At 44.0% G+C, this 16,107-nt stretch carries 8 protein-coding genes; 3 read left to right on the forward strand and 5 right to left on the reverse strand.

What is annotated here, in order from left to right; translation table 11 throughout:
- Positions 1-4: 4 nt before the first annotated feature.
- Entirely contained in the window at positions 5-1,549 is a 1,545-nt protein-coding gene (locus ACVBIO_RS10570; RefSeq protein ID WP_447172552.1) for a sensor histidine kinase, read from the forward strand.
- A 57-nt stretch (positions 1,550-1,606) separates the two neighbouring features.
- Here the strand turns inward: ACVBIO_RS10570 and hemE are convergent, their stop codons facing one another.
- The gene (gene hemE / locus ACVBIO_RS10575; RefSeq protein ID WP_447172553.1) at positions 1,607-2,671 is read right to left on the reverse strand and encodes a uroporphyrinogen decarboxylase; all 1,065 of its coding nucleotides are present in this window, start codon (positions 2,669-2,671) and stop codon (positions 1,607-1,609) included.
- Between the two features lie 520 nt (positions 2,672-3,191).
- On the opposite strand from hemE, the gene rsd reads away from it, so the two are divergent.
- Positions 3,192-3,659 carry a sigma D regulator gene (rsd, locus tag ACVBIO_RS10580; protein ID WP_447172554.1) on the forward strand — a complete coding sequence of 156 codons (468 nt, stop codon included), beginning with the start codon at positions 3,192-3,194 and terminating at the stop codon, positions 3,657-3,659.
- A 127-nt stretch (positions 3,660-3,786) separates the two neighbouring features.
- Here rsd and acnB read toward each other — a convergent pair whose 3' ends face one another.
- Entirely contained in the window at positions 3,787-6,384 is a 2,598-nt protein-coding gene (gene acnB / locus ACVBIO_RS10585; protein WP_447160790.1) for a bifunctional aconitate hydratase 2/2-methylisocitrate dehydratase, read from the reverse strand.
- A gap of 403 nt (positions 6,385-6,787) precedes the next feature.
- Here acnB and hxpB point away from each other — a divergent pair, with 403 nt between their 5' ends.
- Positions 6,788-7,450 carry a hexitol phosphatase HxpB gene (hxpB, locus tag ACVBIO_RS10590; RefSeq protein ID WP_447160789.1) on the forward strand — a complete coding sequence of 221 codons (663 nt, stop codon included), beginning with the start codon at positions 6,788-6,790 and terminating at the stop codon, positions 7,448-7,450.
- Between the two features lie 215 nt (positions 7,451-7,665).
- Here the strand turns inward: hxpB and ACVBIO_RS10595 are convergent, their stop codons facing one another.
- The 3 genes from ACVBIO_RS10595 to lpdA form a co-directional block, all read right to left on the reverse strand.
- Positions 7,666-9,882 carry a patatin-like phospholipase family protein gene (locus tag ACVBIO_RS10595; protein ID WP_447172555.1) on the reverse strand — a complete coding sequence of 739 codons (2,217 nt, stop codon included), beginning with the start codon at positions 9,880-9,882 and terminating at the stop codon, positions 7,666-7,668.
- 93 nt (positions 9,883-9,975) lie between these two features.
- Positions 9,976-14,439 (reverse strand): EAL domain-containing protein, encoded by a 4,464-nt coding sequence (locus tag ACVBIO_RS10600; RefSeq protein ID WP_447172556.1) that lies wholly within the window; start codon positions 14,437-14,439, stop codon positions 9,976-9,978.
- Between the two features lie 199 nt (positions 14,440-14,638).
- On the reverse strand, positions 14,639-16,066 hold the full coding sequence (gene lpdA, locus ACVBIO_RS10605; RefSeq protein WP_447172557.1) for a dihydrolipoyl dehydrogenase: 1,428 nt from the start codon (positions 16,064-16,066) through the stop codon (positions 14,639-14,641).
- Positions 16,067-16,107 lie beyond the last annotated feature (41 nt).

Here is a 16,107-nt window from a genome sequence, read left to right on the forward strand (position 1 = left end):
AGCAATGAAAAGCTTATTTAGCCGAATCTTACTCGCGGCTACTTTAGTCATACTCATATTACTTGTCGCACTGTGGCAATGGCAGCAGTTTAGCCAAGAATTTAGCCGCAACCAAATTCAACAATCGCTGCACCGCGAGCTTGCTGAGCATATGGCGCATATCAACCCCCTACTTTCTAAAGGAGTGACCTCCGACGCTGCATTAAAAGAGGCCTTTCATGACTTTATGCTGCTAGGCCCTAGCTTTGAAATATACACCTTAGACAATCAAGGTCAGGTCATCGCTTATGATGCGAGTGAAGAAAAGATTAAGCAGCAGCGAGTTGATACAAAACTCATAAACACCTTCATTGACGGTAATAAACTGCCTTTACTCGGTACCGACCCGCGCTCAATCAACAAAGATAAAATCTTTTCCGCAGCTAAACTCATTGACCCTCAAGGCAAACAAACTGGCTATCTATACGTGATTATTGGGGGGGAGGACTTTGATAGCTGGCAATCAATTGTTGGCGAGCATCAATCGACACAGTTTTGGGCGGCCGCCATTGTGATCACCTTCGCTTTTGCCATCTTACTCTTTATATTGTTATTAAAGATTTTTACCCAACCATTAAGCCGTTTAGAACATGATCTGAACTTGCTGGCCAAGCACAAGCTCAATGATGGCCTCACTTTACCAGGCCAATACTCAGGCAGCAGTGAAATCAATCGCCTCAGTCAGCATATCAATACGTTATTGTCAGCATTAAGTGAGCAGCACCAAGCGATTCATCGCCAACAAGAAGAGCGTCATGCTTTTATGTTGCATCTGTCTCATGACTTAAAAACACCGCTAACCTCACTACAGGGTTATATCGACACCTGGTTATTACTGCCTGAACATGAGCGCAGTAGCGACCTAATTGAGATCGCAGCTCGCTCAGGCCAGCACCTGCAGCAATTACTGGGGCAATTACTTGAGCTAACCGCGCTTGAAAATGGTCAGGTAACACCAAAGTTTCAAGCTTGCTTGCTAAGCAATCTATTGCAGGAGTTACAGCAAACCTTTGCCCCTAGAGCAAAATCGAAATCGATTGAGCTAGACTTTGTCGATAAACAGCAGCTAACGATAAGTACCGATCCACAGCTGCTACAAAGGGTGCTTAATAATCTAATAGATAATGCTATTCGTTATACTCCAGAGCGAGGAAAAATAAGCATTGCGACCATGACTGCCGATAACGATAAAGTGTGGCTACAAGTCAGTGATAACGGCTCAGGAATGCATAAGCATGAGCTGCTAGCCCTGAAGCAATTAAACCAAAGGACGCTCGATATAACAGGTGAGCAAAGTGCTCTACCGCAATTAGGCATAGGCCTTGCGATAGTCAGGCAGCTATTAACCTTGCTCGGCTGTGGTATAGAAATTGACAGTACACCGGGTAAAGGTAGCCAATTTAGATTGGAGTTAAAGCCTGTTAAGACGGTGAGTGGGGCACCAAGTAATGATAAAGCTGAGAGTTCATCTCAAAATCCGCTAACAACAGAAACAATAAAGGCCCAGTAAACTGAGCCCTTATTTATACCAACCAATGGTCAATTAATTCGCGTGTGGGCGAGCTAATTACTTGTGGTATTTACCTGATAACTCATGCACTGAGTTAATGAACGAACCTGCACGCTCTGGATCAACATGCTGGTGAATACCGTGGCCCAAGTTAAATACATGGCCAGTGCCTTCACCGTAAGAAGAAAGGATTTGATCCACTTCTTGATGGATGCGCTCAGGTGTTCCGTAAAGTACTGATGGGTCCATGTTACCTTGTAGCGCAACTTTATGACCAACACGGCGACGTGCATCACCGATATCAACAGTCCAATCTAGACCTAGTGCGTCACAGCCAGTTTCAGCCATTGACTCAAGCCATAGTCCGCCACCTTTAGTAAATAGCGTAACCGGTACTTGGCGACCGTCTGCATGGCGAGTTAAGCCATCAACGATTTTTTGCATGTAGCGTAGTGAGAATTCACGGTATGCATGGTGAGAAAGTGCACCACCCCATGAATCGAAAATCATAAGAGACTGCGCGCCGTTTGAAACTTGAGCGTTCAAGTACAAAGTAACAGAGTCTGCTAGCTTATCTAAAAGCATATGCAAAGTTGCTGGCTCTTCGTAAGCCATCTTCTTAATCTTTTCAAACGCCTTGCTAGAACCGCCTTCAACCATGTAAGTCGCTAGCGTCCAAGGTGAGCCAGAGAAACCGATTAATGGCACTTCACCTTTAAGCTCACGACGAATGGTGCTAACAGCACGCATTACATAACCAAGCTCATCTTCTGGGTCTGGAATGCAAAGCTTTTTGATTGAATCGATAGTATCTGTAGGGCGTTCGAAACGTGGACCTTCGCCTGTTTCGAAGTAAAGACCTAAGCCCATAGCATCGGGTACAGTCAAAATGTCAGAGAACAGGATTGCAGCATCTAAATCGTAGCGACGTAATGGCTGAAGAGTGACTTCACAAGCCAGGTCTTGGTTCTTACAAAGAGACATGAAGTCGCCAGCTTCTGCGCGGGTGGCTTTATATTCTGGAAGATAACGACCTGCTTGACGCATCATCCAGACAGGAGTTCTGTCGACAGGCTGTTTTAATAACGCACGTAAATAACGATCATTCTTTAATTCTGCCATTTGGCTTGATTCCTAAACTTATAGTGATATCCGCTTGGGGCAGTAGTTTAGCATTTACGTTAATAAAGTAACCTGAATCCGTAAAATAATGTGACAAGCAACGCGACATTTTCCGTCAATTCTGAGGTAGTTAACATTATTGCCTTCTTTATCGGTAAAATATTAAGGCTATAAATCACAGTTCACAGCTTTGACTAGAAACGTGAAATAGATTCACAACTCAGCTTAACCTAAGCTGTATGACTCCCAATGTGGCAGAAAAAAGTTGCACCAAGGTGCTAGCTTTGGTATAAAAAGTCTGCGCTAGCAAGAACAATCAAGAAGCTCGTCGCATCGAGCCCGCAAAAACTTTACTCGCCCAGCGATAGATTTCTATCGCTGGGCATTTTATTTTATAACGCCCCATTCACAATTCATACGCTGGTATGTCCATTTCATAAATCCTTCAAAAATGGTTGATCAAAACCACATTTGTCCCCTACATTAGAGATACAGAGATGGATTTTTAACGGGGAAGATCATGCTAAGAAAGCTAGAGAAAGCCGAACAAAAATGGGGCGGCTCAAATACTCTTATAGATCAATGGTTAAATAATCGGCGCAACCTGCTTATTAACTATTGTCAGATTGCTGGGATCCCGCCGTATGAGGAAACTGAAAAATCACTCCCTGCCTTTGCGTCTGTAAAGCTGTTTTGTGACCAATTAATGGATTATGTGTCTGAAGGGCACTTTGAGATCTATAACCAAGTTGTGACCGCCTGTGAGAAAAATGGCAGCTCAAGCCAAGCGCTTGCTCAACAACTGGTACCCAAGATTAGTGAAACCACTGACACAGCTTTAGACTTCAATGACAAATATACCGAAGCCGATGATGAGCAAGTGCTATTTCATTTAGATAAAGACCTGTCATCTTTAGGTCACGCAATGGAAACACGTTTTGAGCTTGAAGATAAGCTGCTCGAAGTGCTGCACGCTAAGCATTCTTAAGACTCAAAGAAGGTTCTAGGTGCTAGGTTCTAGGTTCTAGGTTCTAGGTTCTAGGTTCTAGCATAATAAAAATGAATCAACAAAAAGGCCAGCTGATTAGCTGGCCTTTTTAGTGCTTCAATCTAGCTTAAACTGCTGATTGGAAAATCACTTCATCAGCTTTTGCTGTGTACGACGCAATTTGATCAAAGTTCAGGTAACGATAAGTGTCAGCTGCAGTTGCATCTAACTCTTTAGCGTATGTCTGATACTCATCTGGTGATGGTAAACGACCAAGTAGTGCAGCAACTGCCGCTAGTTCTGCAGATGCTAAGTAAACATTAGCCCCTGTACCTAGACGGTTCGGGAAGTTACGTGTAGAAGTTGAAACTACCGTAGCACCTTCAGCAACACGTGCTTGGTTACCCATACACAGTGAACAACCTGGGATCTCAATACGTGCACCAACACGGCCGAAGATTGCGTAGTAGCCCTCTTCTGTTAGCTGGTCGCGGTCCATCTTAGTTGGCGGCGCAATCCACAAACGTGTTGGCAAAGTGGTAGCAAACTTATCAAGCATCTTACCCGTTGCACGGAAATGACCGATGTTCGTCATACAAGAACCAACGAACACTTCGTCAATCTTAGTATCAACCACTGAAGATAATAGCACTGCATCATCTGGATCGTTTGGCGCACAAAGAATCGGTTCTTTGATTTCGTTCAAATCGATTTCGATAATTTCGGCGTATTGTGCATCGCTGTCTGCCTGCATGAGCTCCGGGTTAGCCAACCACTCTTGCATCGCTGTGATCCGGCGCTCGATAGTACGACGATCACCGTAACCCTCGCTAATCATCCACTTTAACATCACGATGTTTGAGTTAAGGTATTCAATGATTGGCTCTTTATCAAGCTTAATGGTACAGCCTGCAGCACTACGCTCTGCAGATGCATCTGAAAGCTCAAATGCTTGCTCAACTTTAAGCTGCTCAAGACCTTCAATCTCAAGGACGCGACCAGAGAAAGCATTGATCTTGCCTTTCTTCTCAACAGTCAACAGACCCATTTCAATCGCTTTATGCGGGATAGCATGTACCAAATCACGTAGCGTGATACCAGGCTGCATCTCACCTTTAAAGCGAACCAAGATTGATTCTGGCATATCAAGCGGCATCACACCGGTTGCAGCAGCGAATGCCACAAGACCTGAACCGGCAGGGAATGAAATACCAATAGGGAAACGAGTATGTGAGTCACCACCTGTACCTACGGTATCAGGTAGTAGCATACGGTTTAACCAAGAGTGAATAACACCGTCACCAGGACGCAGCGCAACACCGCCGCGATTCATAATAAAATCTGGCAGTGTGTGGTGAGTGTTCACATCAATAGGCTTAGGATAAGCCGCTGTGTGACAGAAAGACTGCATAGTCAAATCAGCGCTAAAACCAAGACATGCAAGATCTTTAAGCTCATCACGTGTCATAGGGCCAGTAGTATCTTGCGAGCCTACAGAGCTCATCTTTGGCTCACAGTATTGGCCTGGACGAATACCGCTAACACCACACGCTTTACCAACCATCTTCTGTGCAAGGGTATAACCCTTACCAGTGTCTGCCACATCTTGTGGACGTACAAACTCAGCAGATGCTTCAAGGTTTAATGTTTCACGAGCACGGTCTGTTAGACCACGACCGATGATAAGTGGGATACGACCACCTGCACGAACCTCATCCAACAACACGTCAGTCTTTAGCGAGAACTCAGAGATAACTTCATCAGTGCCATGACGCTTAACGATGCCTTCATATGGATAGATATCGATAACATCGCCCATTTCCATCTTGCTCACATCTAGCTCAATAGGTAGTGCACCAGCATCTTCCATGGTGTTGAAGAAGATTGGCGCAATCTTGCCACCTAAACAGAAACCACCAGCGCGCTTATTAGGCACATTAGGGATATCATCACCCATAAACCACAATACAGAGTTAGTCGCTGACTTACGTGAAGAGCCTGTACCCACTACGTCACCAACGTATACAAGTGGGAAACCTTTAGTTTTTAATGATTCAATCTCTTTGATTGGACCAACAGCGCCAGCTTCATCTGGCACAATGCCGTCACGCGCATTCTTAAGCATCGCAAGTGCGTGCAATGGAATATCAGGACGTGACCATGCATCGGGTGCCGGAGAAAGATCGTCTGTGTTGGTCTCACCTGACACTTTAAATACGGTCAGAGAGATTTTTTCAGCAAGCTTTGGACGAGACAGGAACCATTTAGCATCGGCCCAAGCATGAACAACTTGCTTAGCGTAGTCATTACCAGCTTGCATTTTTTCCACTACATCGTGGAAAGAATCAAACATTAATAGTGTGTGTGATAGCGCTTCAACGGCTAATGGCGCTTGCGCTTCATTATCAAGTTGCGCAATCAGTGGTTCGATGTTGTAACCACCTTGCATTGTGCCTAGCAGTTCAACTGCTCGCTCAGACGATAAGATAGAAGATGAGACTTCGCCTTTAGCGACCGCATCGAGAAAGCCCGCTTTAACATATGCGGCTTCATCAACACCAGGTGGGATACGATTTTCTAACAGATCAAGAATAACTGCTTCTTCACCTGCTGGTGGATTCTTTACCAATTCAACTAACTGTGCCACTTGTTGGGCATCTAATGGCTTAGGGACTACGCCCTCTGAAGCACGTTCTGCGACGTGTTTACGATATGCTTCTAGCACGGCAACCTTCCTCTTTGTTTGGCGTTCTAACAGCGAAACTGCTCGTCTTCAAATTGAAACTGACAGCTCGGCAGGCTCGACCCTTATTTCGAGCGCTATTATACTACAGCTTTACAAAAGTATGAATCGGATCACACTTCAGCAAAAGTAAAACAACACTCAATCGACATCTCGGCCTATACATTAAAGCCATTCGCTGCAAAAGAAAACTAGACCATAGTGTGAAACCTTGATCTAAATTATATAAATCAGATGTTTATGATCATTAAAAACGGTTTTGAGAGGCAATAATTAAGCATAAAACTCTGTGATTATTATAGGGTTAGCAGTATGATTATTTGTTAAATAGGCCATTCTCACCGCTAATATTCACCAAAGTTATAATGAACATAATTGGATACTTATGAGCACACCAGAGCTAAAAGCCGTCATTTTTGACATGGATGGCGTATTAATCGACTCCGAACCTGTTTGGCAAATAGCCATTTTTGAGGTTATGACTAAACTGGGTTTAAACGTTTCAATGCAAGATATGGCGCTCACAACCGGCCTAAGAATCGATCAAGTCGTCGCTTTTTGGTATGCCCGTTTTCCGTGGAAAAATTACAGTAACCAAAGTACTGCCGACGCGATTGTAGAACAAGTGGTCCGCCACATTACCAGTGATGGTGAACCCATGGCTGGCGTTGTCAATGCATTGCGTTCTTGCAAGCAACATCAGCTAAAAATCGGCCTCGCAACCTCCTCTTCTAGCGATATCATTCACGCCGTTTTAAACAGGTTACAGATAGGATCATACTTTGAAGCAGTTTACTCTGCCGAGCACTTAGCCCATGGCAAACCTCATCCAGAAGTCTATTTAAAGTGTGCAGAGGCGCTCAATATTGATCCCATCAATTGCTTAGCGATAGAAGATTCATTTAATGGATTAATCTCTGCTCGCGCGGCGAATATGCAGACCATTGCCATTCCTGAAGCGCAACTCGCGGCGCAGAGCAAATGGGTCATTGCCCACCAACAACTAAATAGCCTAGAAGAATTACCCGACTTTTTAGCAACGCGTTAAGCAATGCACTCTCAAACAGATAACAGTCAGCGATACAAAAGTAAAAAGCCCATCTGTCGATGGGCTTAAAATCAATATCACTGTGTTTAAAGCGCAGTATTTAAAGCTGTGTGTTTCAAGCGTTGTGTTAACGCCTAATACCAATCAGCGTAAGGTTATAGCCTCTTTACTTATAGCCTCTTTACTTACTGACTCTCAGTTTGTTTTAGCCTCGACTACCAATTTTTACCAATAAACAGGAATACCGTTTTCTCTCCATCATCAGACGCGCCGAAACCCAGTGCCGCCGGGCCCACACTGGTATCAATGCCTAAGTACAAACTGCCTGCATAAATCAGATCATCTAACGACACGCTATCTTTTTGGTTCCACACATTACCCGCCTCGATACTTGTGCCTAGATAAAGCGGATATTCAGTCATGCCCAATATGTCACGACCTAAATCATACTGGTAAACAAAGGCACCAAAAACCTTATGCGCCCCATAGAGTGCGTTCTTGTGATAGCCCGAGAGATTTAAGAAACCACCTAGCTCAGATACGTTGACGGTAAACTCACCATCTTTGTCGACAGTCGCCAAAGAGGCGATACCCACAAACGCATGATTCCCCACACCTACCGCACCACGCCAATCGGCTTCGTACTGCATAGAAAAATCAGAAGAATCACTAACACCATCAAGCTCGTAACTTTCTTTTCGCATATACACATTGAAGGTAAAACGATTACCTGATGTCGGGAAATTAATACTGTTTAAATCATCATAGGCAAATTTGAAATAGCCACCGTAGCCGTCGTAATCGACTTTACCAAAACCCCAAGCATCATTTTCTAAATCACCCATTTCGCCTAGCAGACCCACCTCTACCATGCCGTTTTGAGTGTAATTCATACCTATGCCTATCTCGGTTCGATATGCCGTTTGCCTTAGCTCTAAAACACGATTGTTGTTTTCAAAAAAGCCCCAATCTTTAAGCTCATACTCAAGCCGCGCCCGACTAAAGAAACTCTGATCTTTTTCAAGCGGTTGATAAAACTCAGAGGCGATTAATTTATCAAAACCGAAAGAGACCTCATTGCGCCATTCCCCGCCATTTTCAGTGAGATCTGTCATGGTATAGGCCATATCCAGAGAGATAACGGAATCTAAGCTAAAATCATCTTCCCAACTGAAACCCAGCTGAAAGTAATTAGGCCCCCAAGATTTTGCCTTGGTGCTAACAGTTAACACTCGCCCATCTTCGGTATCGGTAAATTCGGCATCTACACGTTCAAACTTATCCAGCGCATAAACTCTATCTAAGCCAGCTTCTAATGCTTTAACGCTAACAGGTTCGCCCACATTCAATTCTAGGTTATCAGCCAGTAGCTTCTCGCTGACCTTGGAGTCATTGTTATAAATGATTTTGATTAGCGGTCTGTCGATATCAGCTAGCCATTGCTGTCTCTTCGTTTTTTTAGTTGCGATATGCTGCTGGTAATCTTGCTTCCCGACACTGTAAAGCTCAAGCTTATCGCTCTGTTGTCGCGCAGCTATTTCGCCTAATGGTAGCGCAATAGGCATAATGCTGAAGTCAGTTGTACTGAGTTCGCCGATATTAGGACGGATCAAAATATCGTGCTCGGTTAACAGCGCTTTTTGTCTATCAGAACTGGCATTGGTCAAAATAGTGGAAAGCTGATTAAGGACTGCAACTGTGCTGCTAAGCTCAGTTTGCCCCATTAATGGCGAACCAATATCAACCGCAATAACAATATCTGCCCCCATCGCTTTAACAACATCTACAGGCATATTATTAGCAATACCGCCATCGACTAATAGTTTCCCGTCAATCACTGCAGGTTGCAGCGCACCAGGTACCGATGCAGAGGCTTGCATTGCCGCAACGATACTACCCGAGGTTAGCACTACAGGCTCGCTAGTGGCTAAATTGGTCGCCACGGCTCGATAGGGGATCGATAGATCATTAAAGTCACCAAACTGCTGCACCAGGTTAGTCGAACTGCGTAATAGTTGTGACATAGACTGGCCGCGAAGCAGGCCAGCAGGCATTTTCACCTGCTCATCGCTATAGCCGACATTAATGGGTATATTGAACTGATCACGCGTCTCTTTATCACGATAACTTAATGCTTCACGTGGAATGGTATCGGAGTAGCCTTTATCCCAATTGGTATTCATCATGATGGCTTCGATTTCAGCAGCGCTATACCCCAACGCATACATCCCCCCCACATAAGCCCCAATACTGGTGCCCGTTATATAATCGATGGGGATCTGCTTCTCTTCGAGGACTTTAAGCACCCCAATATGGGCAGCGCCCTTTGCACCACCGCCACTCAAGACTAAACCGATTTTTGGACGCTCTTCAGCTACGGAGAAATAGGGGCAACTGATGGCTAAACAAAGAATAATAATTCTATGTATCATAATGACTTATTCGACTCTTCTAATAATGTATTAACGTATTTTATTTAGTGGCTATACGCAAGTAATGGTGGGGATAGATAAATAGACGTGTATTTAAACTTCTACACTTAACGCTTGATTTAATCCCATGTATGACTCTATTTCGGCAAGCGGCATAGGCTTAGCAAAGTAATAGCCTTGAATGACATAACAACCACGACTAAAGACCTGTTCCAACTGCTCATGAGTTTCAACTCCTTCAGCAACGACATCTAGCTTAAGGTTTCTAGCGAGCTCTATAATACTACTGGCGATCGCTTGATCCGCCTTATTAGTGGCGATATCAATAAGAAAAGAACGATCTATTTTTAGGGTGTTAACCTCAAAGTGGCGCAGGTAAGCCAATGATGAATAACCAGTACCAAAATCATCAATCGCAACATCAATCCCTAATGTCTTAAGCTGTTTAAGATGCTGCTTGGCCACCTTAAGCTCTTTCATCAACACGCCTTCGGTGATCTCTAATGATAGCGCCGCCGCAGGCATATTAGTTTCAGCGACGATCTGCTCTACTCCTTTAATAAAATCGGGCTGACGAAAATGCAGTGCAGAAACATTCACCGATACATTAATAGGCTCGACTAATTGCTTGGCCCAGCGCGCGCCATGAATGCAGGCTTCACGCATCACCCAGCGATCTATGTCTACAATAAGACCACAGGCCTCTGCAACTTTGATAAAGATATCGGGGCGAACAAAGCCTTCTTTTGGGTGGTTCCAGCGCAGTAACGCCTCAACTCCAACCAATTTATCATTTTGTAGGATATCTATCTGAGGCTGAAAGTGTAACTCTAACTCATTGCGCTCTATGGCCTTGCGTAGATCCGCTTCAAGGCGAAGGTGATACAGCGCTTCGGCATTACGCTCCACAGAATAGTACTTAAACTTACCCTTACCCTCTTCCTTAGCATGATACATAGCCAAGTCGGCATTCTTGATTAACGCTTCAGGTTGCTTGGCATCCTCTGGCCACAAACTGACACCGATACTGGTTGAGATATAAAACTCTCGACCATAAAGCTCAAAAGGCAACTCTATACTTGCCAAAAGCTGCTCGCAAAGGTGATTGATCATATCCACATCAGGACTATTACGCAGCAAGATAACAAACTCATCACCACCAAAGCGGCACAATACATGCTCGTCTGCAATTAATGCCTGCAAGCGGTTCGACGCCTCAACTAATAGAGCGTCCCCCATGCTGTGCCCATAGGAGTCATTAACATGTTTGAACCTATCAAGATCCAAAAATAGTAGAGCTAAATTACTACCGTCTTTTTCAGACTGATATACAGATTGAGCCAGTTTACTTGAGAGCAATGATCGGTTGGGTAATCCGGTTAATACATCATAATTAGCTAATCGACGTAAGTCGGCTTCAGTACGCTTTCGCTCAGTAATATCAGAAAATACCACCACATAGTGAGTCGCATCGCCGTTGGCATTAAGGATTGATGAAACGTTAAGCCAAACTGCACAACATTGGTTATCCTCTGCATTTACATGGCATTCACCAGCCCAGGTTAGCCCCTGTTGCAACAGAAGGCTAATACTCGAATTGATTTCATCTGCTTGCAACACTTGCGAAAACGGCAGCCCGATCAAGCTATCAGAATCTAGCCCCATCATGTTTTTGGCAGCTTTGTTAGTCACCTGGACTCGCTCTTCGCTATCAAAAATTAGCACTGCTTCAGAGGTATTCTCAAACGCTTGAGCCAATAAATATACATCATCTTTTAGCTTTCTCTGTTCGGTGATATCGCTATATATACCGGCAACACGTTCAATGACTCCCGTAAGATCATTACGCTTTACAGGACGCCCCATCACTCTCACCCATCCCCAGGTGGCATCGGTTCTCCAATAGCGATATTCAACCTCAAACCTATCGGTACGTTCTTGCAGCATATCTTGCCAAGCAGCCATCACTTCGCTAGCGTCTTCTCTATGGATAGGAAATTGCTCTAACTTAAGGTAGACCTGCGCCTCTTTGTTACTCAATAATCCAGCAATATTTTCCAGACAGAATAGATCGCTATCGAGTTGCCACTCCCAGAGCTCTGAGTTACTGCCTTTTAATGCTTGTTTTAAGCGGTTATCACTGTCGGTAAGCGCTAAGTTTATGCTTTTAAATGCCTTAACTTGGCGCTGACGGATAAAGATAATCCCTAAACCAATAAGCAATAAAACCACAAACAGAACGGCTTTAAACCAAGAGGTCTGCCACCAATATTTTTCAACATAAAAGTGATAAGAATAGGGCGTTTTTGACCAAATATCGTTATTTAAACTCAGAATATCAAGTATGTAGGATCCAGACTCTAATCCTGAAATGTTGAGGTGAGACTTACCATCAAGAAAAATATAACTGGCCTCGTCATCTAAAGCCCCCTGCCTTAAGCGGTATTTTAGCTGCAAAGGTTTAGTGTCGAGATAATTGCTACTCGCTAGCTGAAAGCTGACCAACTGTGCCCCAGGCAAAATATGGTAATTATTCTCCGGCAACAACTTCAACTCGGTGCGATCTTCAAAGTAGATCTCTATCGACTCTAGCAATACCGACTCTTCACTGACTCGATTTTTCAGTAAATCAATGTCTAACAACATAGCGCCATCAGGTGTACCGATATACAGCCCATCTTCAGAGGCGAAGTAAGAGCCTTCGTTCAACTCATCACTTATCAAGCCATCTCGCGGTGAAATCGTCATCAATGACCCATCAATGACATTTTGGCGGATCAGCGACCGCGGGCAACCGATTAAACGGTAGTTACGCACCTCTTCAATAAAAAAGATCCCAGGGCAGGTCACATTCCAGCTATCGGTTAGCTTGTTAATCTCACTCGTATGCATATTAAAAGACACTAGCCCATGAGATTCCAACCCTAGCCACAGTTCATCTTCACCAATCTCTTTAATAAAACGAATGTTAGCTGCGCCACCTAGGCTTGATAAGGGCGCCATTTTTGGATGAAAAGTCAGCTGCGAGTCTAGATAGCCTAATATATGTTTACCACCAAGCCATAAACGATTACTGCTATCTCGGGTCACCGCCACAATTTCAATCGCTAGAGCACTATTCAGTGCGCTGCCAATACGCACAGGTTTGGGTTGCTTAAAGCCTTGCTCCCAATAGAAAAGCCCGCTACTGGTTGCAAACCAAATTCGGCCTTCGATTGCGCTATCAAAGTAAGTGTTAAACACCACTTTATATTCGAGCGAGCTCTGGCCACCTGACCAACTGGCAAAGCTTTGGCTGTGAAAGGTCTTTTTGTTAACCACCGACAATCCATTGGTGGTCGATAACAATAAAAAGTCTTCATCTAAGGAGTCGATTTTATAAATACTGTCGTTTAGCGCAACGCCATGGGGATTAATTAAGTAAGATTGCTGAGTAAGCTTGTCGGCTAACATCAGTCCACTATCAGTGCCAAACCACACATGATTGTCTTCGGCATAAATAGACCAAATCACTTCATCTTTTATTCGATAGGGCGCCGCTTTAGTGTATTTGTCTGTTAAAAAATCTGCCTCAACGGTTAAAATGGCCACGCCATCGCCAGAGCCACCAACCCAAATCAACCCCGTATCATCTACCGCAATGTCGTAGGTATAATCGATATTAGATTTAAGTTTTAATTCATTACCATAGAAGGAGCCCGTTTCAGCATCAGGAAACCATCGCAGCAAACCCGCTCGAGTAGAAAGCCATAGATAGCCACGCTTATCTTCGGCAACATTTGTAATATAATATTCGAGTTGCTCAACCTTGGTTATCGACAAAGTTTTTTGGTCGATTTCAAATAAGCCTTTACTTGAGCTTATCCAGGCCCGCCCTGTAGAGTGTTTAAACACATTCTTAATATCTCCCCACTCATCGCGCCATGGCAGCACTTCCAATCTCACACCATTGATATCGCGCACTTCTAGGTGGCTTTCTTTACCGACCAGTAGACGGTTTTCAGACAGAGGCAGCATAATCCGCCATGGGTGATCGGGGTTACTAGGGAGAAAGTTGATCCGCGTAAGAGACATGCTTTGATAGTTAAATCTCAGCAATTCACCATCATAAGTTAAAAAAATACGATCGCCACCACTCTCCTCTACTTGAGAGACAATGCCACCGCCGCGATATTGAGGAAATAATTGTGGGCTACCAAACTCAATAAACTCGTTGGTATAAATATCATAAAGGTAAATTTGATAAGCACCACTAACCAGGATATGACGCTGACTAAGTGGCTCTGCAAGATAGAGAATACTATCACTGAGTTTTGACTTCTCGCCGACCTTATCGATACGGCGGACTTTATGACTACTTACGCGATATAACCCCTCCTCTGTCGCCAGCCAAGTATAGCCGTGTTCATCGAAGCTTATATCCCACACCGTCGCATTAACCAATCCATCATCAGCGTTAAACACCCGCTGCACATCACCGCTGGCCAATGCTGGAGCAACGCATGTCGTAATGAATAACAGAAAACTAAGCCAAACCTTTTTGATTATTATCCCCATCTACTTTATGGCTTTACCAAACAAACCTGAATGTATCATTTAGATAACATAGATTCATCATTTGATTACCTAAAAAGTGCTCTTCCGATCAGTTGATCTTTAAAACTCGCTTTCTTATGGAGTAGATGATGAATTTCTGGCAATAAAAAAGCGCTCAAAAGAGCGCTTTATTGGGTTCAAAGCAATGTTGATTAATTGCTTACTTTTTCTTCTTTGCCTTTGGGTTTGGCAGATCAGTAATTGAACCTTCGTAAATCTCAGCAGCTAAACCCACTGACTCATGCAATGTTGGGTGCGCATGGATAGTCAGTGCTAAATCTTCAGCATCACAACCCATTTCAATGGCTAGGCCGATTTCACCTAGAAGCTCACCACCATTAACACCAACAATAGCACCACCGATAACACGGTGAGTCTCTTTGTCGAAAATAAGTTTAGTCATGCCGTCAGCACAATCAGACGCGATAGCACGGCCACTTGCAGCCCATGGGAAAGTCGCAGTTTCATAAGCAACACCTTGCTCTTTTGCTTCTTTCTCAGTTAAACCAACCCACGCAACTTCTGGGTCTGTGTAGGCAATTGATGGAATAACTTTAGGGTCGAAGAAGTGCTTAAGACCAGAAATCACTTCTGCAGCAACGTGACCTTCATGCACACCTTTGTGTGCAAGCATTGGTTGACCAACGATGTCACCGATTGCAAAGATGTTTGGTACGTTAGTACGCATCTGCTTATCAACGTTGATAAAGCCACGCTCATCAACATTAACGCCCGCTTTTTCTGCGTCTAGACCTTTACCGTTTGGTACACGGCCGATTGCAACCAATACTGCATCAAAACGAACTGGCTCAGCAGGGGCTTTCTTGCCTTCCATTGTTACGTAGATACCGTCTTCTTTCGCTTCAACCGCAGTGACTTTAGTTTCAAGCATCAAGTTGAACTTCTTCTTGATTTTCTTGGTATATACGCGAACAACGTCTTTATCAGCTGCTGGAATAACTTGGTCGAACATCTCAACCACGTCAATCTCGCTACCTAGTGAAGAGTAAACTGTACCCATTTCTAGGCCAATGATGCCGCCACCCATAACAAGTAGCTTGCCAGGAACTTCTTTAAGCTCTAGTGCATCAGTTGAATCCCATACACGTGGGTCTTCATGAGGAATAAATGGCAATTGAATTGGGCGAGAACCCGCAGCAATAATCGCTTGCTCAAAATGAACAACTTTAACGCCATCTTCGCCTTGAACTTCTAGCGTGTTAGGACCTGTGAACTTACCAAGACCGTTAACCACGTTAACTTTACGCATCTTAGACATGCCGCCTAATCCGCTAGTCAACTGACCGATTACTGATTGCTTGTATTCACGAAGCTTATCAAGATCAATTTGAGGCTCACCAAAAACAACACCGTGGCTTGAAACCGCTTTTGCTTCTTCAATGACTTTAGAAACATGAAGCAAAGCTTTAGAAGGGATACAACCTACGTTTAGACATACTCCGCCTAACGTGCTGAAACGTTCAACAATAACAGTATCTAGACCTAAATCTGCAGCACGGAATGCAGCTGAATAGCCAGCAGGGCCAGCGCCTAGTACAACTACCTGAGTTTTGATTTCGTTACTCATGTTTTCCTCTATTCTTTTTATGTCGTTGGTGGCACCGACTT

This window comes from Shewanella sp. 0m-8, assembly GCF_052977265.1.

Excerpts from the sequence above, each read along its gene's own strand:
- ACVBIO_RS10570 (WP_447172552.1), top strand. The coding sequence starts at position 5 with ATGAAAAGCTTATTTAGCCGAATCTTACTCGCGGCTACTTTAGTCATA.
- hemE (WP_447172553.1), bottom strand. The coding sequence starts at position 2,671 with ATGGCAGAATTAAAGAATGATCGTTATTTACGTGCGTTATTAAAACAG.
- rsd (WP_447172554.1), top strand. The coding sequence starts at position 3,192 with ATGCTAAGAAAGCTAGAGAAAGCCGAACAAAAATGGGGCGGCTCAAAT.
- hxpB (WP_447160789.1), top strand. The coding sequence starts at position 6,788 with ATGAGCACACCAGAGCTAAAAGCCGTCATTTTTGACATGGATGGCGTA.
- ACVBIO_RS10595 (WP_447172555.1), bottom strand. The coding sequence starts at position 9,882 with ATGATACATAGAATTATTATTCTTTGTTTAGCCATCAGTTGCCCCTAT.
- ACVBIO_RS10600 (WP_447172556.1), bottom strand. The coding sequence starts at position 14,439 with ATGGGGATAATAATCAAAAAGGTTTGGCTTAGTTTTCTGTTATTCATT.
- lpdA (WP_447172557.1), bottom strand. The coding sequence starts at position 16,066 with ATGAGTAACGAAATCAAAACTCAGGTAGTTGTACTAGGCGCTGGCCCT.